This is a genomic window from Paraburkholderia dipogonis (assembly GCF_042680985.1).
GTDB lineage: Bacteria > Pseudomonadota > Gammaproteobacteria > Burkholderiales > Burkholderiaceae > Paraburkholderia > Paraburkholderia phytofirmans.
In genome coordinates this window covers 190538-212948 of record NZ_JBHUFR010000006.1, presented here as the reverse complement: position 1 = coordinate 212948, position 22411 = coordinate 190538, and the positions used below count along the sequence as shown (strand labels likewise).

Below are 22411 nucleotides of genomic sequence, written 5' to 3'. Positions count from 1 at the left end.
CTCACAGGAACAACCATGAACGACAAATCCCTCATCAAGGTAGCGGTCCTCGACGACTATCAGAACGTCGCGCTGAGCATGGCAGACTGGTCGCCACTCACGAACCGTGCTGACGTGACAGTGTTCAACGATCACGTCGCCGATATCGGGAATCTCATCCAACGCCTGCAGCCATTCGACGTCATCTGCGTGATGCGGGAACGCACACCGTTGCCCCGCGTGGTCATCGAAAGCCTGCCGAATCTGAAGCTGATTGCCTCGACAGGCGCAGGGAATACGTCGATCGATCAGGATGCGGCGGCCGAACGCGGCATCGAAATTCTTCACACCGGCTATTCGTCCACGCCGACGATCGAGATGACGTGGGCGCTGATTCTCGCGATGGCCCGCAATATTCCGCTCGAGAATCAGTCGGTGCGCCAGGGAGGCTGGCAACTTTCGCTTGGCGACGAACTCGCGGGCAAGACGCTCGGATTGCTCGGCCTTGGCCGCGTCGGTTCGGCTGTCGGCATCATCGGGCGGGCATTCAGAATGAACGTTATCGCGTGGAGCCAGAACCTCACCGAGGAACGCGCCGCCGAAAAAGGCGTGCAGCGAGTCAGCAAGGACGAGTTGTTCTCAACGGCGGATTTCCTGTCGATCCACGTGCGACTTGGCGAGCGAACCACCGGATTGGTCGGCGCGGCGGAATTCGCACAGATGAAACCCACAAGCCGGCTGATCAATACGTCGAGAGGTCCGATCGTCGACTCCGCCGCGCTGCTTACCGCACTCACAACCGGCCAGATTACCGGCGCCGCGCTGGATGTGTACGACGTCGAACCGCTCGACAACCCGCACCCTCTGCGCGAATTGCCCAACGTGCTCGCAACGCCTCATATCGGCTATGTATCGAAGGAGTTGTATCGCACCTTCTACGGCGATACGGTGCGCAACATCGTTCAATGGCTCGATGAAAGCGGCGGCTCCGCACACGGCTAGCGAAGGAAAAGATCTTCGCGAGCTTTTAGCCCGATCAGCCCTGTATCGACGCAGGGTTCAATTCGATATGCAGGACGACAAGCCACCGCCTCGGGCAGTCGTCCGCGATCTGCACGCCTTGCGTGCCTTCGCCGCTCTTCTTCACAAAACCCTTCTCGCGCGCGAAGCCGAATGCGCGCCGCGCATCGGCCTGCAGCCATAACGTCACCATCCCGCACGTCACACAGCTGAAAATCCAGACGGCCTGATGCGGTGGCGCGGAATCGAGTTGCTGCACGCAATACGTGAAAATAGTGGTCAGCACCTGGTTCGTGACGAAGGCGATGGTCACCACCTTGCACAGCCCCCTGAACATCATCGCGGGTCTCGACGGTGTCATGGAAGTCAGACGCCGAACTCGACGGTAACGCGACGCTTCATTTGCTTGAATTCCATATCGACTCCAATAGATCGCTTCGTTTCATCACAGCGCAAAGCGAGTCGCCCACTATACGAAGTCCGTGGTAAAGAACGCGCAACGATTGCCGGCAACGCCGTAAAGATTGTGCGAAATGGCCGGCGTCTAAGGGGCCGTCGGCGCCTGTGAGTGCATAGCTTCGCGTTCGAGCCATGCGCGGAACAGCACGACCAGTTCGTCCGCCGACTTCCCATCCGGAACGTACGTGCAATAGCTCCGCGACGGCAAACGAGGACCGGCGAACGGCGCGACAAGCCGGCCGGACGCGAGATCGTCCGCGACCAGGGCGGTCGGTCCCATCGCAATGCCTATTCCGTCGATGGCCGCTTGCAACGTCAGAAAGAAGTGATCGAAGCTCAGCGCGGCGGCCGGCCTGAGTGCCGGAATCTCCGCGCTCGCCAGCCAGTCCGGCCAAACCCGCGGAAGACTCGACGTATGCAGCAACGTGTGCTGCCGCATATCGTCCGGCGTTCGAAGCGGCAGGCGCTGCAAGAGCGCCGGACTACAGACAGGGATTCGCTCCTCGGACAGGAACGGCCGCATCGAGTAGCCATAGAAGGTGTCCGGACCGCCCCGGACGATCACGTCGTAGGTCTCCTTCAGACTCTCCAGCGACTCGTTCGACGTCTGAACATTGACGTTCACGTCGGGATGCGCGGCGCGGAATGTCGCCAGTCTCGGCACCAGCCAGCGCAATGTGAAGGTCGCGGGCGCATTCACGGATAGTGTCCGGGAATGCGTTTCAGGGAATCCGTATCGGGCCGTGGCCCGCGCGAGCTCCTCGAACAATGGACCGATTTCCGCCAGATAAGCCTTCGCTGCCGGCGTCAGCGCGACGCGCCGGTTGTGCCGTTCGAACAACGATGCGCCGAGCCACTCTTCGAGCGCACGCACGTGCTGGCTGACCGCACCGTGAGTCACGTGTAATTCAGCGGCGGCCTCCTTGAAGCTGCTGAGACGGCCTGCGGCCTCGAAGGCGCGCAAGGCATTGAGCGGTGGCAGGGTCCGTTTCATTCACAGTAGTTTATCTAACGTGAAGCCTCAATTTAACTGGTTTGTCGAACCCCTACAAGATAGATATCCTTCTTACTACGACGCTGACTCCACCTCTTTCGCACTCTTTTCCGGCCTCTCGAACCTGCATGCTCAGTTACACCGGCGGTCTCGTCCTCTTCGCCGCTCTGCTCCACGCGACCTGGAACGCGATGCTGCACGGCAACCGCGACCGCTTCCTGTCCATGACGTGGATGAGCATCGCCATCGCGGCGGTCGCCACGCTCGTTATCCAGTTCACGCCTCTGCCCGCCAACGCGGCCTGGCCGTACATCGCCGCGTCGGGCCTCGTGCATATCGTCTACAACGTCAGCCTCGTGCGAGCCTATCGCCGCGGCGATCTGGCGCAGGCCTATCCGATCGCGCGCGGCTCGTCGCCGCTGCTCGTCACGCTCGGCGCCGCGCTCTTCGCGCATGAGGCGATCGGCCCCTTGCACGCGCTCGGGATCGCGATGATCTCGGGCGGCATCATCGCGCTCGCGCTGCAAGGCGGGCGCGTGTCGCGCGCGGGTGCACTGGCCGCGCTGGCGACCGGTGCGTCGATCGCGCTCTATACCGTGATAGACGGCATCGGCGTGCGTTTATCCGGCGGCGAGGCGCTCGCTTACACCGCCTGGATGTTCCTGTTCTACTGGCTGATGCCGGCGCTGTTCGTCGCGACGCGCGGGCTCGCGGCGTTGTGGACGTCGATACGGGCAGCGCCCATCGCCGTCGCATCGTCGCTCGCCGGCGGCCTGGTGTCGATCGCGGCGTATGGCATCGTGATCTGGGCGATGCAGTCGGGCGCAATGGGTACGGTATCCGCGTTGCGCGAGACCAGCGTGGTGTTCGCCGTGCTGATCGGGCGCGTGATCTTGCGGGAAGCGGTGAGCGCAAGGCGCTGGCTCGCGTGCGTGATCGTCGCGGCCGGGGCGGTGTGTTTGGGGCTTTGACCAGACAAGATCCCACCAGTCCAGATCGAAGTGCGAGGCCCTTTCTTCGGAGTACAAGCAACTTCGCGGCCACGACGGCGGATTCACCCTACAGTCTGCCAACTGCGAAAGTCTTTTTTGTTCTACGCTATAGGTGCGGCCCGCAGCGCGTCCGAAAGTCTGTCCCGCATCACGGCTATCCGGGAAAGCCTCAGATTCCGCTGCACTCCGTAGACGATATTCCGGCGCGGTACGGTGCAACCGGCCGGAAGCAATCTCGAGCCAGTCCTATCGCCACTCAACACTCCGGCAGCCCGGCGGACCTCCGTCCGGCCGTGGCACTCGAACCTTGGTGCACCCAACCTATGGAGACTAAAGATGTCTATTCGATTAGGAGAAGACGCTCCCGATTTCACCGCGGAAACCACCGAAGGGACGATCCATTTTCACGAATGGATCGGCGACCATTGGGTAGTCCTATTTTCGCATCCGAAGGACTTCACTCCCGTTTGCACCACGGAACTCGGATACCTGGCGGGCCTCAAGCCGGAATTCGATAAGCGCAACACGAAAATTATCGGGCTCAGCGTCGATCCGGTCAGCGATCATACGGAGTGGGTCAAAGATATCGCCGAGACGCAGGGCCACGCAATCAATTACCCGCTAATCGGCGACTCGGACCTGAAGGTCGCGAAGCTCTACGACATGATCCACCCCGAAGCCAGCGGCGGCGGCCCGCGCACCGCGGTCGACAACGCAACGGTACGCTCTGTGTTTCTCGTCGGCCCGGACAAAAAAGTCAAAGCCATGCTTGTCTATCCGATGAGCGCGGGCCGCAATTTCGACGAAGTATTGCGCCTGCTCGATGCGCTTCAACTCAACGCGAAACACACGGTGGCGACGCCGGTGAACTGGAAACCGGGTGAAGACGTCATCATTCCGACATCCGTTTCCAACGATGCCGCAACGCAAAAATATCCACAGGGTTTCAAAACCGTGAAGCCTTATCTGCGGTACGTTGCGCAACCGAAGTAACGCGCGCGTGAACTGGAGAGGTGCGCGCCGGACGGCGTGAAGTCCGGCGCATGAAGCGAGTCCGGGTGCATTCGTGCGCCCGGACCTCTGAACGGGGCAGCGCTCGATTGGACTGCCTGTGGCGTAATCGGCGGCACCGCATGAGCCGCCACCTTCAAGCGCTCGCAGAAGCGGGCCACGGAGCGAAATCGTGTTGATCTTCCGGCAGCTATTCGATCAGCAATCGTCGACCTACACCTACCTTCTTGCCGATAGCACGACGCGAGAGGCGGTACTGATCGATCCGGTATTCGAACAGGTGCGCCGGGACGCCGCCCTGATCGAAGAACTCGGCTTGCATCTGCTTTATACGATCGACACTCACGTTCACGCCGATCACGTGACCGGTGCATGGATGCTGAATCGCCGTATAGGCAGCCGCATTGCGATCTCGGCTGCAAGCGGCGCCGAAGGCGCGGACCGCTATCTGAGCCACGGCGACAAAGTCGAGTTCGGCACGAGATATCTGACGATACGCGCGACACCGGGTCATACCGATGGATGCATCACGCTCGTACTCGACAACGAGACCATGGCGTTCACCGGCGATTGTCTGTTGATCCGAGGCACGGGCCGCACGGATTTCCAGCGCGGCGACGCGCACACCATGTTTCGCGCGGTGCATGGGCAGATTTTCACGCTGCCCACCGCGTGCCTGCTCTACCCGGCTCACGATTATCGCGGCCTGACGGTCACGAGCGTGGGGGAGGAGCGGCGCTTCAATCCGCGCCTTGGCGGTGAACTGTGTGAAGAGGATTTCACCGGATACATGACGAACCTGCACCTGCCGCATCCGAAGCAGATCGACGTCGCGGTGCCTGCGAATCTGAAATGTGGACTGGCGGCGAGCGTCCCCGCGCAGATGACCGAGCCCGATTGGGCGCCGCTGACCTGTAGCTTTGCGGGCATCTGGGAAATCAACGCGCAGTGGCTTGAGGAAAATCTTCGTGCGGTCGAAATCGTCGATGTGCGGGAGCCTGAAGAATTCAACGGACCGTTGGGACGCATTCCCGCAGCCAGGCTCATTTCATTGGGCGACCTGGCCGGGCGGACCGCGGAACTTACGAAGGACCGTCCGATCGTGACGGTTTGCCGTGCCGGTGGACGCTCGGCACAAGCCACGGTCATGCTGCGTCAGGCCGGATTCGAACGGGTCGCCAACCTTCCCGGCGGCATGCTGCGCTGGCGTGCGGAAGGCCGCGTCGTTGAAAACGGCAGCGTGTAGCGGTGTTGTTGATGCATGCTTTCAATGCCGGCGACACGGTGCGCGGGCCATGCAGTTTGCGGAGCTCGCGCTTGGGTTGCGTTAATTTATCGCACGAGAGGCGAGCGCCGCCTCACCCCTTCCACGCCGTCCCGTCCGGAAAATCATATTCATCGAGCGACGCCGCATGCATCTCGATGCTGTAACCCGAACGCTGCGGCGGCATATAACGACCATTGCGGATCACAACCGGATCAACGAAATGTTCATGCAGATGATCCACGTATTCGAGCACCCGGTTCTCTAGCGACGCCGACACGCAAATATAGTCGAACAGCGAAATATGCTGGACGTACTCGCATAATCCCACACCGCCGGCATGCGGACACACCGGCACGCCGAACTTCGCCGCCATCAGCAGAACGACGATCACCTCGTTCAAGCCACCCAGCCGGCAGCTATCGACCTGACAGAAGTCGATGGCCTGCGCCTGCAGCAACTGCTTGAACATCACCCGGTTATGACAGTGCTCGCCGGTCGCGACGCCGATCGGCCGAAGCCGTTGACGGATGGCCGCGTGGCCGAGAATGTCGTCGGGACTCGTGGGCTCCTCGATCCACCACGGATCGAATTGCGCGAGGCGCCGCATATTCGCGACCGCCTCGTCGACATCCCACACCTGGTTCGCGTCCATCATCAGCTTCCGGTCTTCGCCGATTTCTTCGCGCAGAATGCGGGCGCGGCGCATATCCTCGTCGAGACTGCCGCCCACTTTCTGCTTGAAGTGCGTCCAGCCTTGAGCGACACCTTCACGCGCGAGCCGGCGGATTTTGTCGTCGTCGTAGCCGAGCCAGCCTGCGGATGTCGTATAGGCCGGATAACCCTGCGCAAGCATTTCCTTTTCGCGCTCGCCCCGTGTCTTCGCATGACGATGCAACATCGCGATGGCTTCCTGTGGCGTGATCGCGTCGGTCACGTAGCGGAAGTCGAGGCAGCGCACGAGTTTTTCGGGACTCATGTCGACGAGCAACTTCCACACGGGCTTGCCTTCCGCTTTCGCCCACATGTCCCACGCCGCGTTGACGACAGCCGCCGTCGCCAGATGAATCGCGCCTTTGTCCGGGCCGATCCAGCGCAACTGGCTATCCGACGTCAGCGCGCGCCAGAAAGCGCCCATGTTCGCGGCAATATCTTCCAGCCTTTTACCGACGATCAACGGAGCCAGCGCCTCGACCGCGGCCACGCAGATCTCGTTGCCGCGTCCGATCGTGAAAGTGAGGCCGTGGCCGGTGAGCGCGTCGGGCGAATCGGTTTCGAGCGTGACGTAGGCGGCGGAGTAATCCGGCGCGGCGTTCATCGCATCGGAACCGTCCAGTGAGCGCGAGGTGGGAAACCGAATGTCACGGACGGACAGGCTGGTGATCGTGGGCATCTGAACTCACTCCTCTGCGACAGCCATCACTTCGGTCTCGTAGCAAAGAGGGCCGTGGCATCGAAAGACACCGCGACCCTGGCCTCTCCACACACTCAAACGGCAGCGCTCAATCGTAGAGCACGGCTGCGATCTTCGGATCGGTCATGTTGGTCTTGTCGTACCAGTAGAAGCCCGTGTCCACTTTCTTGGGCAGCTTCTCGCCCTTGAGCGCCTTCACCGCGGAGTCGACCACGCACTTGCCGATGCCGACCGGGTTCTGTGTGATGGCACCCGCCATCAAGCCCGAGTTGATATCGTCCTTCTGTTCCTTGCCGGAGTCGTAGCCGATCAGCACCAGCTTCTTGCCTGATTCCTTCACGCCGATCGCGGCGCCTTCCGCCGAGCCTTCATTCGCGCCGAAGATGCCCTTGAGATTGGGGTTCGCCTGGATCATCGTCTTGGCGATTTCCGCCGACTTCAAATGGTCGCCGCCGCCATATTGAACCGAGACGATCTTGATGTTCGGGTGCTTCGTTTTCATTTCATTGAGGAAGCCGTCGCGGCGATCGATGCCGGTGCGGCTCGTCTGGTCGTGCACGATCACGCCGACTTCGCCGGCATTGCCGATTGCCTCGGCCATCTTGTCGGCAGCGAGGGCGGCCGCGGCGAGGTTGTCCGTTGCGCACGTTGTCAGCGGAATATCGCTGTCCACGCCGGAGTCGAAAGCGATCACGGGTATCTTGCTGGCCTGCGCGCGCTTTAACAGCGGAATGGCCGCCTTGCTATCAAGCGCGGCGATGCCGAGCGCCTGCGGCTTCTTGGCGAGCGCAGCCGAGAGCATGTCGATCTGTTTGTCGACCATGGCTTCGGTTTCCGGACCCTCGAAGGTGATTCTGACGTTGTGCTCCTTGGCCGACTGTTCGGCGCCGGATTTGACGGCCTGCCAGAACTGATGCTGGAAGCCCTTCGAAATGAGTGGGATGTAGGTGTCCGCGTATGTCACGCTCGTCCCGCCAATGAGAGCGCCAACGCCGACCACGACACCGATTAGTTTTCTTTTCAACATGGTGTTTCTCCTCCTAAGATGGGCTGTCAACTTCAGCCGTTGGGGAGCTTATGGCGCTCCATTCCTTATCCTCTCCCGCGTCGCGTCAACTTTTCTTGCGCCGCAAAATATCGCCGTAGACCGCGAGGATGATGATGAGACCAGTCACCACGATCTGCCATTCCTGCGCGACGGACATGATGCGCAGACCGTTCGTCAGCACACTCATGATGAACGCGCCGATGATCGTGCCGAGAATCGTGCCCGCGCCGCCGCTCAGCGATGTCCCGCCGATCACCACGGCCGCGATCGCTTCGAGTTCGTAACCTTGGCCCAGCGCCGGCTGCGCCGAATTCAAGCGCGAGGCGATCAGTAGTCCGGCAATTCCGCAAATCGCGCCGCTCAAACCGTAAATGGCGATCTTCCACCGGTCGACGTTCACACCGGACAGGCGCACCGCTTCTTCATTACTGCCGAGCGCGAAGGTATAACGGCCGAGCGCCGTGCGATTGAGCGTGATCGAACTCACCACCGCCAGGAAAAACAGAATCAGAACCGCGTTCGGCACAGGCAAGCTCGGCAGCAGGTCGCCGATCAGCGAATCCTGCGAGATCATGTAGAAATTTTCGGTGTCGGTGAAATAGATCGGCTTGTCGGCCGAGACAACCAGCGACAGCCCTTTTAGCAGCATCATCATGCCGAGCGTGGCGATGAACGGCGGTATTTTCATTTTCGCCGTCAGCGTTCCCGAAACGGTCCCGCAGACTGCGCCCGTACCGATCGCGGCAAGGACGCCGGTCCACATCGGCAAATGCCAGTAGGTGAGAAACACGCCGCAAATAACCGCCGTGAAGGTCATCAACGTGCCGACCGACAGATCGATACCGCCGGTGATGATGACGAACGTGCAGGCAATCGCGAGCACGCCGTTCACCGCCGTTGCCTGCAGAATCCCGAGCATGTTGTCCATCTGCATGAACGCGGGAGACGCGAAGCTGAAAAACGCCAGCAGCAGGATCAGGCTCCCGAACGCAAGCAGCTTTTGCAAAGCGGTCGGCGTGAAGACGCGGGCTCTCAGGCCCGAGAACGTCTTTTTATTACCCAGCGCCGAAGTGTCCGATTGCAATGTCATGAAAGACCTCTTGAACTCACGCCATGTTTAGGGGTTCGCGCTGCGTCGCCAGTTGCATGATGCGCTCCTGGGTCGCTCCCGCCGCCGGAAGCTCGCCAGTGATGCGGCCCTCGCACATCACGACGATGCGGTCGCTCATGCGCAGAATTTCCGGCAGTTCCGACGAGATCATTACGATTGCCTTGCCCTGATCCGCGAGCGAGCGCAGCAGCTTGTAGATTTCGCTTTTGGCGCCCACGTCGATGCCGCGCGTCGGCTCGTCGAAGAAGAGCACGTCGCAGTCGCGCTCGAGCCATTTGGCAATGACGATCTTCTGCTGATTGCCGCCCGAGAGCAGCCGCACCTCCTGCGTCGCGGAAGGCGTGCGAATGGCGAGCAGATTGATGAAATGGGCGGCGGTCTTGCGTATCTGCGCGCGGCGCAGGAAAAAGTTCAGCGACAGGAATTTGCGCAAGTTCGACATCACGATGTTCGATTCGACGCTCATGCCGGTCGCAAGGCCGAAACGCTTGCGGTCTTCGGAGAGATAACCGATGCCGCGCGCCACCGCATCGCTCGGATTCCTGATCGATGCCTTCACGCCTTTCACGATGATCTCGCCCGACTCGATCGGATCGGCGCCGAACACCGCGCGGGCGACTTCGGTGCGGCCGGCGCCCATCAAGCCCGCAAAGCCCAGTATCTCGCCCTTGCGCAGCGCGAAGCTCACGTCTCTAACCAGCGGGCCGGCATTCAGCCTGGTGACTTCGAGCGCGACCTCGCCCTGGTTGGCGATGTGTTGCGAAGGCGCGGCGTCGGTCAAGGTTCGCCCGACCATCATGCCGATAATCGCTTGCACGGTCGTGTCTTTCGCCGCGACCGTCGCCACATATTCTCCGTCGCGCAACACGGTGACCCGGTCGGCAATCTGCTTCAGCTCGTCCATTTTGTGCGAGATGTAGATGATTCCGACGCCCCGCTTCTTCAGGTCGCGAATGATGCGGAACAGCTCGGCGATTTCGGCGTCGTTGAGCGCCGAGGTCGGCTCGTCCATGATCAGCACGCGCGAGTCGAACGACAAAGCCTTCGCGATCTCGACCATCTGCTGCCGCGCGACAGTGAGCGAGCTGACCAACGCGCGCGGGTCGAGAGTCACGTGCATGCGAGCGAGAATGTCGTGCGCTTGTGCGTTTAGCTTGTCTTCGTCGAGGAACAGGCCGAGGCGACCACGCGGCTCACGGCCGATGAACATGTTCTGCGCGACCGTCAGATGGTTCATCAGCTGGAGTTCCTGATGAATGATGCCGACGCCCACGGACTGCGCCTCGCGCGGGCTCTGGAAATCGACCGGCTGGCCGTCGTAGAGAATTTCGCCGGTATCCCGTGTGTACACGCCGGCGAGGATTTTCATCAGCGTGGACTTGCCGGCGCCGTTCTCGCCCATCAGCGCGTGGACCTCGCCCGCGACGAGTTCGAATTGGACTTCGTGAAGCGCCCTCACGCCAGGAAAGCGCTTGCTGAGCCGTTTGACGGAAATGAGCGGGGTCATGATGCGGATCGAACGACAAATCCGCGAGCGCCGCCGGCCTCATCGCGAGGAGCGGATCGAAAAAGCATGGAACGCCGCTTGGCCGGGCGCCGCCGGATATCGCACTGCAAAGACGGACGGTGCAAAGCGCGGTTGAAATCGCAACGAGAAACCAGACGCATTGCTGGGCCCTCAAATCGATGTGCCACGATTTTACGACGCTGGACCTCGCCGGCTCAAGCTTAGGCATTCCCTAATATCATGAGGCAAATGCGCCGCGCGCCTGCTTCCCACTATTTGATTTGCCGCCGATTCAGGCCGATTTGTCGGCCTTCAATATCAGAACAGTTGGGCGCCGAGTTCGCGCAGGCTGTTCCATTTCACGGTGCTGACAAACGTGCGGCCCGTGGTGTCGAGCGATTCGATCATCGCCCGTTGGCCGCGCGCTTCGGCGACGACGCGCACGATGCGCGCCTGATAGCGGAGCAGCGCGCCAATCGGCGGGCACAGCGCTTCCCGGCTAATCCGCGATCGTTTCTTTTCCATACCCAATCTATAAGAGGTCCAGCGAGTTGCAGGGCCGCCGACCAGCCACGACGTCTCTGCGCGTGATGCTACCAGGTTGGCCGGCAATGGTCCAGGCCGCCCAGCGCCGCGAAGCTTACGCTAGTCTGAAGCCGCGCTAATTCACCGCTAATTCGAGCCCGATACGATCGTCGTCACGGTAACGAAGGGGACCGCCCATGGTCGACGTGCTTGAATGGCTCATAGATATCTCGGTGGCGAGCGCGAATGCCGCGGCCACTGGTTCGATCTTTTTGCTGCTGGTCGGCGTGGCCGGCGAGACGCGCCGGCATGTCGTCAAACGTCGCGATGCCGGTCAAATCTTACTGCTGTAAATATATCTTGCCCGACTGGACCAGCACGGTGATTCGATCGGTGGCATTGCTGCGCTCGCGCGACTTTGACTTTCCCCTGCCGGCCGGTCAATATATCTTTTCATTGTAAAAATACCGACCGCGACAGAAACCATGAAAGAAGCAACGTCACGCCGCAAAACGTCAGTGCCGCTTAAAACCCCGGCCCCAGTTCATACCTCAGCCGACCACGCATCGCGCGAGAAACCGTATCATCACGGCGCGCTGCCCCATGCGCTGCTCGAAGCGGCGGAGGTCGTGCTACGGCGCGACGGCATTCGCGGCCTGACATTGCGCGCTATTGCACGTGAAGCCGGCGTCTCGCATACGGCGCCCCAACATCATTTCGGCGATACAGCCGGCGTGTTGAGCGAACTTGCCGCCAGCGGACACCGGCGGCTCGCCGCGACCATGGCGGAGCAGGCGGACGGAATCGAAGCGGGTCAGGCGCGGCGTAAAGCCATCGCTCGTGGCTACGTGAGCTTCGCGGTGGCCAATCCAGATTTACTGCACCTCATGTCGCGCAACGAAATGCTCGACGCTCAACGCCCGGCCCTCGTGCAGGCGCGGCTAGCGTCGGCGCGCGCGCTGGCCGGCGTAGTGAGTGCGCCCACCGACCACGCGGAAGAAGACAAGTCCTCGTTCGTCCGAATCACCGCGGCTCAGGCTACTGCCATGACCGCAGCCTGGGCGTACGTTCACGGACTTGCTTTGCTTCTGATCGACGGACGCCTGAATGCGTTGGCCGCATCCGCCGACGGTATTCGCAGCGCCGAGGATCTGGTTGAAGCCGCCATCGAGCATGTCCAGATCGTTCCCGCCTACCCCACAGGCAAAGTCCGAAAATGAACGGGCGGACTCGTATCGCGATGCCGCAACACCCAATCTGACGTCGATGCCACGATGACACAAAGCCTCTCGCGTTTTGGTCGCTCGCTCCTCTTGTAGCCCACATACATGCTCAAATCGCTCCGCAACCAACTCGTTATCGCACTCGGTGCCGTGGTGAGCCTGTTCGCCATTCTGCAAGGCGTCAGCTCCTACCAATTCTGCGTGGCCGGCATGAGCGCGGTGCTGGACCTTCGCATGGAACAGGTCGCCTCGCGTTTGCGAGTCGGCTTCGGCGACGGCATTCCCACGGTTCCTGCACGCGGCTCGCAAGACGCGCGCGATATTTTCATCGTGATGTGGAAAGATGGCGAGGCACAGCCGGTGCGTTCCACTGAGCCGTCGCTGCTTCTGCCGCGTAATGCGGCCACGGGCTTCTCGTCGCCGGTCGTGAACGGCGAAGGCTGGCGGATCTATACGGCTCGCGACGGCGCTCAAACCGTGCAGGTCGCGCAGCGCCTGTCCGTACGTCACGAGATCGAGGAGACCGCCGCGACGAAGACGCTATGGCCAATCGTCGTGCTGATTCCGCTTGTGTGGGCCGCTGTTATCTTTGTCGTGAGCCGTTCGTTGCGGGAACTGAACCGGCTTGGAAACAAGGTTCGCGATATCGATGTGAACCATCTAGAGGCGCTGCCGTTCGCGCGCGTACCCACCGAACTGCTGCCGTTCATCCGCTCGATCAATCTGATGATCGAGCGGCTAGCCCGCTCCATCGAGAGTGAACGCAAATTCATTTCCGATGCCGCGCACGAGTTGCGAACGCCGCTCACGGCTCTGCAATTGCAAGCCGACAATCTGCAACGCGACGTCATGCCGAGCAATCAGGAACGGTTTCGCGCACTCCAGGGCGGTATCGCACGAAGCAGCAATCTGATTTCGCAGTTGCTGCGGCTCGCGCGCGCGGACGCCCCGCCCGTGGGTCAATCGATGACACGGGCAATGGTCAGCGTCGATGTCGCGGCCGTCGTCGTCAATGCCATTTCCGATGTACTGCCGATTGCCATGCAGCGCGGCATCGATATCGGCGCGGACGAAATGGTCAGCGCCAAGGTGCGCGCAATCGAGCTCGACATCGGCACGGTGATCAAGAATCTAGTCAGCAATGCGGTTCGCTATACGCCCGACGGCGGCACAATCGATTTATCGACCCGCGTGCATGACGGCATGGTCTCTGTCGAAGTGAAGGACACCGGTTCCGGCATCGACGAAACTCTGCTGCCACGCGTGTTCGACCGGTTCTTTCGCGCCAATACGGACATTGAAGGCAGTGGTCTCGGACTATCGATCGTGAAGGCGATTGTCACGCGGTACGGAGGTACGGTGACGCTGCGCAATCGCGATGACGGGCAGTCCGGCATCGTAGCGACGATCAGCCTTCCGATCGAGCCGGACGGTGCGGGTTGATGGGTTTCATATCCGGCTTTAGTGGCGCAAGTAAATCGACTTCAGGCCCACGTCATAGCCCGGACGCAACAACTCGGCAGGACTTGCGTTCGCATGCGTGCTGTCGATGCCGATAGCCGGAGCGGTATGCGTCGACATCTGCGGTGAATTGGCACCGCCCACTTCATAAGCCACCATCTCGACCTGCATTTCATCGATCTGCGTGACAGGTTGTGCGAACGCCGCAGTCGGCAAAGCGATCAGGCCGGCGATCAGCGTGGTGCGCAAAAACTTGGTCATGGTCATTCTCCTTCAAAGTTGCAGCTTCATTCTGGGTATGGAATACGGCTCGCGCTATCGCGAGAAGTTGCTGGCCGGGTTATTGGCGAGTCCGTTTCAAATTGAACGGCGGTGCCTGACGAAGTATCCCGGCCAGCCACGAATACATATTGCGCGCCCAGAATTAGCGCTGAATGAGGGAGTTCGAATTACCCGTTTTGCCCTTCTGCCAGCCCTGTCCGTACAGCGTCGTACTGCGCCGGCGGTCGAGCGACCGCCGGCGTATCGCACCGCTCTGGACAACTCGGACGCCAGGTCACTCGAACCATCACTTCGGCAACAGCCCCTTAGCCTGGTCGAGCATTTTGCCGACCGCCTTACTGAAACCGCCGGCTTGATCGTCGCTCTTCTTTTGTGCGGGCGCCTGCGAAGCGGCGACGCAGGCAGCGCGCATTTCCGGATGTTCTGTCCAGCATGTGGTAGCCAATTGCTTCGCGCGGTTGATATCGCCATGCTCTCGATACCACGAGACTACGCTAGGCCAGGTCACCGACGTGCGGCCAAAATAATCGAACTGTTGCAACAGGAATGCTTCGCCTTGCTTAGGATCTTTCTGTCCGATGCGGTTGGCAAGATTGGTCTGCACCGCCCATGAGCGGTCGCGTGAAGCCAGATTGCGCCGCAGCACCTGCGCCTGCGTATCGGGCGGAGCCGACCGCGACAGCGTCATCATATTCGACAGCAGAAACACGGGATAAGCGTGGTCCGCCGTCGGGCCTGATGCGATCGTCGTCGCTACTTGCAGCGCTTGCGAGTAGTTGCCTGCGGCTTGCAGATCCTGCATGTCCGAGATGGACCTGTAGTGGGCCAGAATAAGCGGCGTAGAGCCGCGCTTGCGGGCGGCGTTCCACGACTCGGTCCGCGCATCGGGCAGTTTGTCGCCAAGCATCGGGCGCACGAGCGCGGTCAGGTTGTCCTCGCGAGCGGCCGGATCGCCGTGATCGTCATGCAAACTTTCGAGTTGCGCCGAGATCTGATCGTCGATTACCGCACGGGCATCGAAGAGAGTTTCTGCGACGCTCGCCTGCGCGCCCGCACGTGCGGACGTGTACTGTGAGACCGCCTCGCGCAGTTCGCCAATGCTAGTGAGCTGATTCACCGTCTGCGCTGCACCTCCGCCGACTGCCGGCGCGATCGGCTGAGTACGCGCCTGCGCCACTGCCTGCTGTCCGGCCTTCTCCCGCCCTGCTTGCAGTTGTTTCTCGCGCAGCTTCTGGCGTCGCGCTTTGGCATCCTGCTCGTACGCAATGACGCGTTCGAAGAAAGCCTTGAAACCGTCCACATAGGAATAGCCGCAACGCAGGCTTATTGTCGCGCCGAACCGGTCCGCTTGTTCTTCGACGCTGCGTTGCCAGGCAGGGAATAACACGCGTGTGCCGAGCGTCTGCACAACGGCGATGTTGTCCACTCCGGTCCACGTGTTCGACGTCGGCGATTTGTTCGTCACTGTCCAGGCGAGCGACACGATGGCAAGCGACGTATCGCCGGCCGTGCGCGCATCAAAAATCGCGTGATGGTTGAGGTAGATATGGCCGAACTCGTGAGAGAGGATCGCAAATATCTCGTCCTCCGATTCAGCCGACTGCAACCAGCCGATCGACACGAAGATGTTGCCGCCCGCGCTCGAATTCGCGTTGAGACCGGTCTCAGAGATGATATGCACCGAGCCCGGATAGTTCGGCGTGCCAGCGGTTTTCTTGATCGTCGCGAGCAGGCCGTTGAGATATGCCTCCATCTCGGGCATGGGGACGAGGCCCCAGCCGTCGGCCCGCGCGTTCATCAGGTCGAGTTTGATGTCGGGCCAATCGCGCGCGGGTGGTGGCGGAATGGAGCCGACGGTGTCAAGGGTAGGTCCTTTGGGGGAGCCGCCGCCGAGGTTCAGGTTCGATAGCGCGCTTGGCATTTTGACGTCCGCGCATGCGCCGAGCAGGAGGCTCGCGCATGCGCCGCAGAAGTATCGCCGTGCGGTGTGCATGATCAATGGCACCGATTAGAGGCCGCGCCAAGCGTGGCGGCGGACTGAACGCCGGCAGACTCGCTGCAGCGTGCGATCTGTGCATTGCGAACTACCTTTACAGACATGCCGTCGACCCAGTAGGACTTCCCGTTGACTTTTACGGGATAAAAGCCGTGTTCGGAAGGCCCGTCGACTGCGAGCGGCAAAGTCGGCGCGTCCATGACCCCTTCTTTTTCGCCTGGCGCGCTGTAAAGCTTCACTGTTCCGCCGGGCTTTTGCGCATCGACAAAAGACTTTGCGTCGTCTGCAGCGGCAAAGCCACTTGTCGTCAATGTGAACACTACGACCGCCGTCGTGGCAAGAAGTGCACGTCTGAACTGTTGTCGGGCATCGTGAATTCTCCGCATCATCAATTCTCCTTGATATCGGTGATCCAGCGAAACAGGTGTTCGCTCCACTCAAAAAATTCGGCTGCTATCGTGCACGCGATCACGTGCGCCACCACGAGAAACGGGATCTGCATCCACTCGCCAATAAGAATCATCCCCACGCCAACTACCACGAGGGCTATCCCGCTCGCGAGAGAAAATGTGAGATTGAAAAGTGCCGTGGATTGCTTCGCTCTCCACCAAGGAGCCGAAAAACGTGTTTTCCAATGACTGCGTTCTCGATGGAATCGCTTAAACCGCTCTCGAGCGCGGCTCTTACCTATAACAACGAGAGACATCGCCAGGATGCCAATTACTGTATAGAGCCCTAGTCTGCACCATCTGTTCATAGGCATGATCAACCTAGGCTCCCACGCTTCGATATCTTCAAATGTGCTGTGATGGCTCAAAAGATTGTCAAGTGCCACAGCATGCAGAAACACGCCCGGTATGCGGTCTTGAAGTGGTGAAAGAATAAGGTCATTCGAATAAGCGAACGCTGTTCCGATCATTACCACGCGGTCCTTGAACGCAGACCTTAGTACATCGTCCAATCCAGTCTCTTCACCATTCGCCCGTTCATCAACGCTCTTTCGTTGGAGCATGCTTGCATGAATCGTTCGATAGTGAACACAAAGGGGCCGACTTGCAGGGCGAAAGATCGCACGCGCTTCGGCGCGCATCAAGAGCGTGAGTTCACTGTCGCTCGAGGTACAGTACATTTGCGCATCGTCGTCGCCCTGGTCAACTCGAATCCAGGAATCACGGCGCGCCTCGCTTTCTTCGTCCTTAGACACGCGCCATAGAAGGCCATCTGACGCGGTGTCCAGCGGCCACGTCACCGACATGAATTTGGCACTGTTGCACGGCACCACAATCCCACCGCCTCTCTTTTCGTAGATATCTTCAAAGATGGCGAAGGCAGCACTCAATTGGCATTTACCCTCTGAAATGTCAGGAACCTTCCCGTCGCAGTCCAGGGTTTGATCCGCACTCGACCCGTGCTCTTCTTGACAGGGGGACTCTTTCGGATACACGAGAGGATAAGTCCAGGCGAGCCGGTCTACTGCATGGGCGGAGAACTCAACGCCGACGCGCTTCAGTGCCTTCAAGTCAACGTCGTTGTCGAGCTCCGGGTTGGTGATGAGCATGTTCTCCGGCGTCCGGCGGGCCGCCAAGAATACGCGTGTCCCGCTCGACGTCAGCCTTGTAAGGGCCTTCTTGAACCCGTCAAATTCAGTAAAGTGTGTATTCCCGTCAGAACGCGCGGGTTGCTTGAGGTCACCTGTACATGTGGTCTTCTCAAGTTCACCAGAACCTCGGCTTCTGGATTGGGAAAGGATCACGTCGATGAAAAGGCCCTTCGGCGGGAATCTGTTGAGGTAGCCCAGAAGCCAGGTGTAGAACGGGTAACGAGCCGGCCAGCCTTCTCTGCAGCCCTCCAAAGCCTCTCGGTCAATGACGAGTACTGTGATGTCCGTGCCATTCCAGCCGCGCGGGTCCGCCGCGATATCGTTCTTGCGCTCATAGTCGAACAGATAGCCCGAGAACGGTGCCGCAAAGCGTGCAATCGTCTGCGAGACCATTTCCTCGCTAAAGCGTGATGGCACAGCAATTGCCAACAGTATACCCAGCACCACCGATAAAGCAGCGCGACCGAACAGATACCAAAATCCGACGCGTTCGTGGTTCGGACCTTCCCGCGCTTTTTCTTTATCCTTTGTCGCCATCGCCCAGCCCGGAATATCAGTGGAACGAAACAACAAAATGAGTCTAGAAAATCCTCGATCTTTTCGTTAGCTTAATTTCCATCGGGTAAACGCGAGGCAGAACATGCAATAGCGCATTTCTTTAGAGTTTTTTCGTATGAACAAACACAGGCACGGTCCGCAGATTTTATTTTTCGTTTGGATGACTAATAGTTTTTCCACCTCTTGTCTACTACATCGCGAGCGCCTGCGCTGCGTACATCGGCCGATAGTTAGTAATCGACCGCCAGAAGGGTCCGGACTGTAAGGCAGACGACTAACGCAGGTTTCAGACAGCGCGCGAGTGGCGGATAACGACTATTCGTTGTCGTCCGAGGCACAGCGCGTGCCATCACAACGGGAGTGCCAAGATGACGGGGTCCAACAGCGGATCCGTGACCGACGGTCCGCCGATCAGTACGAACGGCGTCGGATCAGGGGGACGTTGATGAGCGAACTGGAGAGCGCCCGTGTGGGCAAGGACGTACCTGAATGGCCGCGGCCGGCCGCGTATTTTGACTAGTGGCGCATGTCAAGCCAATAGGCAGGAAAACATCACGCTGAAGACCTGGCTTCTCCGGAAACGCATTAAGCCGAACGAATAGTCGGGAAAAAGAACATGCCCGCGGTTGAACTCATCGTCGAGTTCGACCGCGGGCCAGGATGCACTATCACGGCAACATAATCGGCACAGGCCGCGTCAACAAATCCACATAAAGGCTGAAAAACCGATTGTTATCAAACTGCGTAACGTAAGTGATCTTCTGCGGCGAAGCACCCGCCGCCGGCTGATCCGGATACACCTTCACATGCCCCTGATCCTCGCCACTCGTCGTATCGATGTCCAGATAGGCGCTTTTCGTTTGCGTCGCATAAGTAGGATCCAGGAAATACGCGATCGTCAACGTATCAAACAAATCCGTATTACTAGCGAACGCGCCGGCATTGGCAATCCCATAAGCCCTTGTTACAGCAGTCTGCTTGCTCGGGTTATTGACGATCTGGTCGTACACGCTTTGAGTCAGCGGCACCGTATTTGTCACGTCGAGCGGAATCACGGCTTGTGGAATCGAAGTCTGCAACACCGTACGCACAGCAAGCGGATCGAACCACCAGTTAAGCTCGCCCACCGCGTTCGCATTGCCCGGCACCGCCATCGCGCCGCCCATGTACACGATCCGCTTGATCAGCGGCACGATCTCCGGCGCCTTCTTGATCGCCGTGGCAAGGTTGGTGGGTGGCCCGACCTCGAGAATAGTGACCTGGTTCGGATAGCGCTTGATGGTCTGAATCATGAAATCCGCCGCGCTCTGCGCCTGCAGTTTCGTCGACACCGCGAACCCATCCGGCGGCGCAACGAGTTGAGACTGCTGAGTCGGCTCAGGCCGGCTCCACGCGCCGAAGTAGCCGTTCGGGTTGGCCGCCTGCTGCGCGCGAATACTCGCTACATCGTATTGCAGCGGATAGTCGGCGCCGCCGTACACACCCACCACGTTCTGCACACCCATGCGTTCCACAGCTTTGAGCGCATCCGACTCTTCCTGCAGCAACCAGTCGTTGCCGGTAACGACGGTGAGACCGAGCAGATTGACCTTGCCTTGACCCATCAACTGCGTGGTCATGGCGAAGAGCTGGCCGTCGTCGCCCATCGTGTTGAAGTCTGAATCGATGATGACCTTCGGCGCATTGGCGAGAGGATCGGTGGTCGATATGCTGCCACCGCACGCAGCGAGTCCCAGCGACATCATCAGTATGCCTACGCGTTGTGATTTCATGTTTCGTCCATTCGAGAGCGTGATTAACAAGGGAACACCATCGTGAGATGGTGCCGATAAATCAACGTCGAGCCACCGAAGTGGCAATACGGACCGCCTCATGTCACAACCGGCATCCGTGTCAGGCTGCGCTATCGACTTCCGCGCGGGTCGGTATCGAAGGCTGCGCGCCCGCCCGCGTCACGGAAATCGACGCCGCGCGTTGTGCGAGGCTGATCGCGCTTTCCAGCGGCTGCCGTGAGGCGAGTTGCGCGGCGAAGACGCCGATAAAAGTGTCGCCGGCCGCGGTCGTATCGACTGCTTGCACCTGCGGCGCGGGAAAGTGCATGCCTTCGCCGCCTTCCACCAGCAGATAAGCGCCCTGCGCGCCGAGCGTGACGATCACATTGCGTGCGCCGCCCTGTTGCAGCTCCGTCGCCGCGCGCCGCGCGCCGCTTTGCGATTCGACCGGCAGGCCGGCCAGAATGGCAGCCTCGACCTCGTTCGGCACGAGGTAGTCGACCAACGGCAGCCATTCCGCCGGCAACGGCCCGGTGGCCGGCGCCGGGTTCAACACGGTGATCTTGCCGAGCCGGCGAGCGAGCGCGAGCGTCGCGTGAACGGAATCCCATGGTGTTTCCAGTTGGCACACCACGACGTCACAGGCCTTGATGGCCGCTTCATGGCGTGCCACGCTCTCCGGCGTGAGTTCGCCGTTGCTGCCGGCAACCACGACGATCGTGTTCTGCCCGTCGTCGGACACCGTCACCATGGCAACACCGGTCGGCTGGCCCGGATGAACCTCGATGCCGCTGCAGTCGATCCCTTCCGCTTCCAGATCCTTGACGCGTTGCGCGCCGTTCGCGTCTTTGCCGACGCATCCGACCATCGCAACCTGTGCGCCGATGCGCGCGGCCGCGACCGCCTGGTTCCCGCCCTTGCCGCCGGCGACCTGCGAGAACTCATGTCCGCCGATCGTCTCGCCGGGGCGCGGCAAATGCGGCGCGCGCGCGACGAGATCCGTATTGATGCTTCCCACTACCAGCACGCGGCCCTGCTTCGTTTCTTTTGACACTTTAATTTTCTCCTGTCGACCAGAGTTAGCGCTTTAGCGCTTACTCTGGTCCCATGCAACGCGGTCGACCAGAGTTAGCGCTTTAGCACTTACTCTGGTCCCATGCAAAAGCTGCCGACCATCCACGAGACGGTCCCACTTATCCTGCGCGACGCCGGCTTCGATAAGTATCCAGCACGACAGCCACCACAATCACAGCTCCCGTAATGATGCGTTTAGTCGGCTCGGTCGCGCCGATCTGCGCAAGACCGGCGGCAAGCACCGAAATGATCAACACACCGAAGAACGTGCTCGTCACCGAACCACGCCCGCCCATCAAACTCGTTCCACCGATCACCACCGCCGCGATCACTTGCAATTCGATACCTTGCCCGGCATTCGGGTCCGCGGCCTCGAGCCGCGAAATCTGGAACAGCGAAGCCAGGCCGGCCAACAAACCCATCATCGCGAATACGGCGATCTTGTAGGGTCGCGGATTGACGCCCGCGAGCCGCACCGCTTCCTCATTCGTGCCGATGCCGACCAGATAGCGGCCGAAAACCGTACGCGTCAACACGAACTGCGCGGCGACCATCACCACAATGGCGATGATGAACGCCGGCGAGATGCCGAACGCGACCGGGTTGGAGAGGAAATCGAAGGCATCGCCGATATAAGCGGTGCGCGAGTTGGTCAGCTGATACGCGAGACCACGCGCCGCTTCGAGCACACCGAGCGACACGATGAACGACGGAATCCGCCACGCCACGGTGATCGCGCCGGTCACGCAGCCGGTCAGCGTGGCGCCCGCCATGCCGAGCAACGCGGCGGGCAGCGCCGGCCAATGCCACTGCAAGGCCGCGACGCTTGTGAGCGCCGCGCCGAGCGCCAGCACCGAGCCGACCGACAGATCGATGCCGGCAATGATCAGCACGAACGTCATACCGATCGACATCACAACGAGATCGGGAATCTGGTTGGCGATCGTGCTGAAGGTGTCGTAAGTCAGGAAATGCGAACTCAACAGCGAGAACAACACGATCATGCCGAGGAGCGCGCCGAGCAATCCAAGGTAGTTCGACAATCCGAGTCGCGTGCCGAGCGGCTTCGCGTTTTTGGGTGGTTCGTTCTGCAGCGTAGGCAGGCTGGTTTCCACGGTCAT

Annotated in this window: 22 protein-coding genes; 8 read left to right on the top strand and 14 right to left on the bottom strand. The window is 60.3% G+C overall.

Annotated features, from left to right (window positions below):
* Positions 1 to 15 precede the first annotated feature (15 nt).
* Positions 16 to 981: a D-2-hydroxyacid dehydrogenase family protein gene (locus ACFSNN_RS05600; protein ID WP_134460237.1), complete on the top strand. Its 966-nt coding sequence runs from the start codon at positions 16 to 18 to the stop codon at positions 979 to 981.
* Between the two features lie 34 nt (positions 982 to 1015).
* Here the strand turns inward: ACFSNN_RS05600 and ACFSNN_RS05595 are convergent, their stop codons facing one another.
* Both ACFSNN_RS05595 and gcvA read right to left on the bottom strand, forming a co-directional pair.
* A complete protein-coding gene (locus ACFSNN_RS05595) occupies positions 1016 to 1360 on the bottom strand; it encodes a hypothetical protein (protein ID WP_244322881.1) in 345 nt (114 codons plus the stop codon).
* Between the two features lie 183 nt (positions 1361 to 1543).
* Positions 1544 to 2452, bottom strand: coding sequence for a transcriptional regulator GcvA (gene gcvA, locus ACFSNN_RS05590; protein WP_134460240.1), 909 nt, complete (start codon positions 2450 to 2452; stop codon positions 1544 to 1546).
* A gap of 128 nt (positions 2453 to 2580) precedes the next feature.
* Here gcvA and ACFSNN_RS05585 point away from each other — a divergent pair, with 128 nt between their 5' ends.
* From ACFSNN_RS05585 to ACFSNN_RS05575, 3 genes are all read left to right on the top strand, one after another.
* A complete protein-coding gene (locus ACFSNN_RS05585) occupies positions 2581 to 3423 on the top strand; it encodes a DMT family transporter (protein ID WP_134460243.1) in 843 nt (280 codons plus the stop codon).
* Positions 3424 to 3780: 357 nt separating this feature from the next.
* Positions 3781 to 4437: a peroxiredoxin gene (locus tag ACFSNN_RS05580; protein ID WP_134465488.1), complete on the top strand. Its 657-nt coding sequence runs from the start codon at positions 3781 to 3783 to the stop codon at positions 4435 to 4437.
* 193 nt (positions 4438 to 4630) lie between these two features.
* Positions 4631 to 5701 (top strand): rhodanese-like domain-containing protein, encoded by a 1071-nt coding sequence (locus ACFSNN_RS05575; RefSeq protein ID WP_134465489.1) that lies wholly within the window; start codon positions 4631 to 4633, stop codon positions 5699 to 5701.
* Between the two features lie 112 nt (positions 5702 to 5813).
* Here the strand turns inward: ACFSNN_RS05575 and ACFSNN_RS05570 are convergent, their stop codons facing one another.
* From ACFSNN_RS05570 to ACFSNN_RS05555, 4 genes are all read right to left on the bottom strand, one after another.
* A complete protein-coding gene (locus ACFSNN_RS05570) occupies positions 5814 to 7112 on the bottom strand; it encodes an L-fuconate dehydratase (protein WP_134460246.1) in 1299 nt (432 codons plus the stop codon).
* A 109-nt stretch (positions 7113 to 7221) separates the two neighbouring features.
* Positions 7222 to 8160 (bottom strand): ABC transporter substrate-binding protein, encoded by a 939-nt coding sequence (locus ACFSNN_RS05565; RefSeq protein ID WP_134460249.1) that lies wholly within the window; start codon positions 8158 to 8160, stop codon positions 7222 to 7224.
* 85 nt (positions 8161 to 8245) lie between these two features.
* The gene (locus ACFSNN_RS05560; protein ID WP_134460252.1) at positions 8246 to 9271 is read right to left on the bottom strand and encodes an ABC transporter permease; all 1026 of its coding nucleotides are present in this window, start codon (positions 9269 to 9271) and stop codon (positions 8246 to 8248) included.
* Between the two features lie 16 nt (positions 9272 to 9287).
* Positions 9288 to 10799 (bottom strand): sugar ABC transporter ATP-binding protein, encoded by a 1512-nt coding sequence (locus ACFSNN_RS05555; protein WP_134460255.1) that lies wholly within the window; start codon positions 10797 to 10799, stop codon positions 9288 to 9290.
* Here ACFSNN_RS05555 and ACFSNN_RS05550 point away from each other — a divergent pair.
* A complete protein-coding gene (locus tag ACFSNN_RS05550; RefSeq protein WP_166799320.1) occupies positions 10798 to 10935 on the top strand; it encodes a hypothetical protein in 138 nt (45 codons plus the stop codon). The two genes, ACFSNN_RS05555 and ACFSNN_RS05550, sit on opposite strands and share 2 nt — an antisense overlap.
* Before the next feature lie 182 nt (positions 10936 to 11117).
* Here the strand turns inward: ACFSNN_RS05550 and ACFSNN_RS05545 are convergent, their stop codons facing one another.
* The gene (locus tag ACFSNN_RS05545) at positions 11118 to 11324 is read right to left on the bottom strand and encodes a hypothetical protein (protein WP_012426068.1); all 207 of its coding nucleotides are present in this window, start codon (positions 11322 to 11324) and stop codon (positions 11118 to 11120) included.
* 197 nt (positions 11325 to 11521) lie between these two features.
* On the opposite strand from ACFSNN_RS05545, the gene ACFSNN_RS05540 reads away from it, so the two are divergent.
* From ACFSNN_RS05540 to ACFSNN_RS05530, 3 genes are all read left to right on the top strand, one after another.
* Positions 11522 to 11677 (top strand): hypothetical protein, encoded by a 156-nt coding sequence (locus ACFSNN_RS05540; RefSeq protein WP_166799321.1) that lies wholly within the window; start codon positions 11522 to 11524, stop codon positions 11675 to 11677.
* Between the two features lie 132 nt (positions 11678 to 11809).
* Complete coding sequence (locus ACFSNN_RS05535; RefSeq protein ID WP_134460258.1) at positions 11810 to 12544, top strand: TetR/AcrR family transcriptional regulator; 735 nt, start codon at positions 11810 to 11812, stop codon at positions 12542 to 12544.
* 108 nt (positions 12545 to 12652) lie between these two features.
* Positions 12653 to 13990, top strand: coding sequence for a sensor histidine kinase (locus ACFSNN_RS05530; RefSeq protein ID WP_134460261.1), 1338 nt, complete (start codon positions 12653 to 12655; stop codon positions 13988 to 13990).
* A gap of 18 nt (positions 13991 to 14008) precedes the next feature.
* On the opposite strand, the gene ACFSNN_RS05525 is transcribed toward ACFSNN_RS05530, so the two are convergent.
* The 7 genes from ACFSNN_RS05525 to ACFSNN_RS05495 all read right to left on the bottom strand — a co-directional run bounded on the left by ACFSNN_RS05525 (position 14009) and on the right by ACFSNN_RS05495 (position 22411).
* A complete protein-coding gene (locus ACFSNN_RS05525; RefSeq protein WP_134460264.1) occupies positions 14009 to 14269 on the bottom strand; it encodes a hypothetical protein in 261 nt (86 codons plus the stop codon).
* 307 nt (positions 14270 to 14576) lie between these two features.
* A complete protein-coding gene (locus tag ACFSNN_RS05520) occupies positions 14577 to 16211 on the bottom strand; it encodes a M48 family metallopeptidase (protein WP_244322882.1) in 1635 nt (544 codons plus the stop codon).
* 74 nt (positions 16212 to 16285) lie between these two features.
* Positions 16286 to 16675, bottom strand: a complete 390-nt coding sequence (locus ACFSNN_RS05515) for a hypothetical protein (protein ID WP_244322883.1) — start codon at positions 16673 to 16675, stop codon at positions 16286 to 16288.
* A complete protein-coding gene (locus ACFSNN_RS05510) occupies positions 16675 to 18456 on the bottom strand; it encodes a CHASE2 domain-containing protein (protein WP_244322884.1) in 1782 nt (593 codons plus the stop codon). Before ACFSNN_RS05510 ends, ACFSNN_RS05515 begins: the two co-directional genes overlap by 1 nt.
* Positions 18457 to 19112: 656 nt before the next feature.
* Complete coding sequence (locus ACFSNN_RS05505; RefSeq protein WP_134460270.1) at positions 19113 to 20216, bottom strand: nucleoside hydrolase; 1104 nt, start codon at positions 20214 to 20216, stop codon at positions 19113 to 19115.
* 121 nt (positions 20217 to 20337) lie between these two features.
* Complete coding sequence (gene rbsK, locus ACFSNN_RS05500) at positions 20338 to 21270, bottom strand: ribokinase (RefSeq protein WP_012426059.1); 933 nt, start codon at positions 21268 to 21270, stop codon at positions 20338 to 20340.
* Between the two features lie 139 nt (positions 21271 to 21409).
* Positions 21410 to 22411, bottom strand: coding sequence for an ABC transporter permease (locus tag ACFSNN_RS05495; RefSeq protein WP_012426058.1), 1002 nt, complete (start codon positions 22409 to 22411; stop codon positions 21410 to 21412).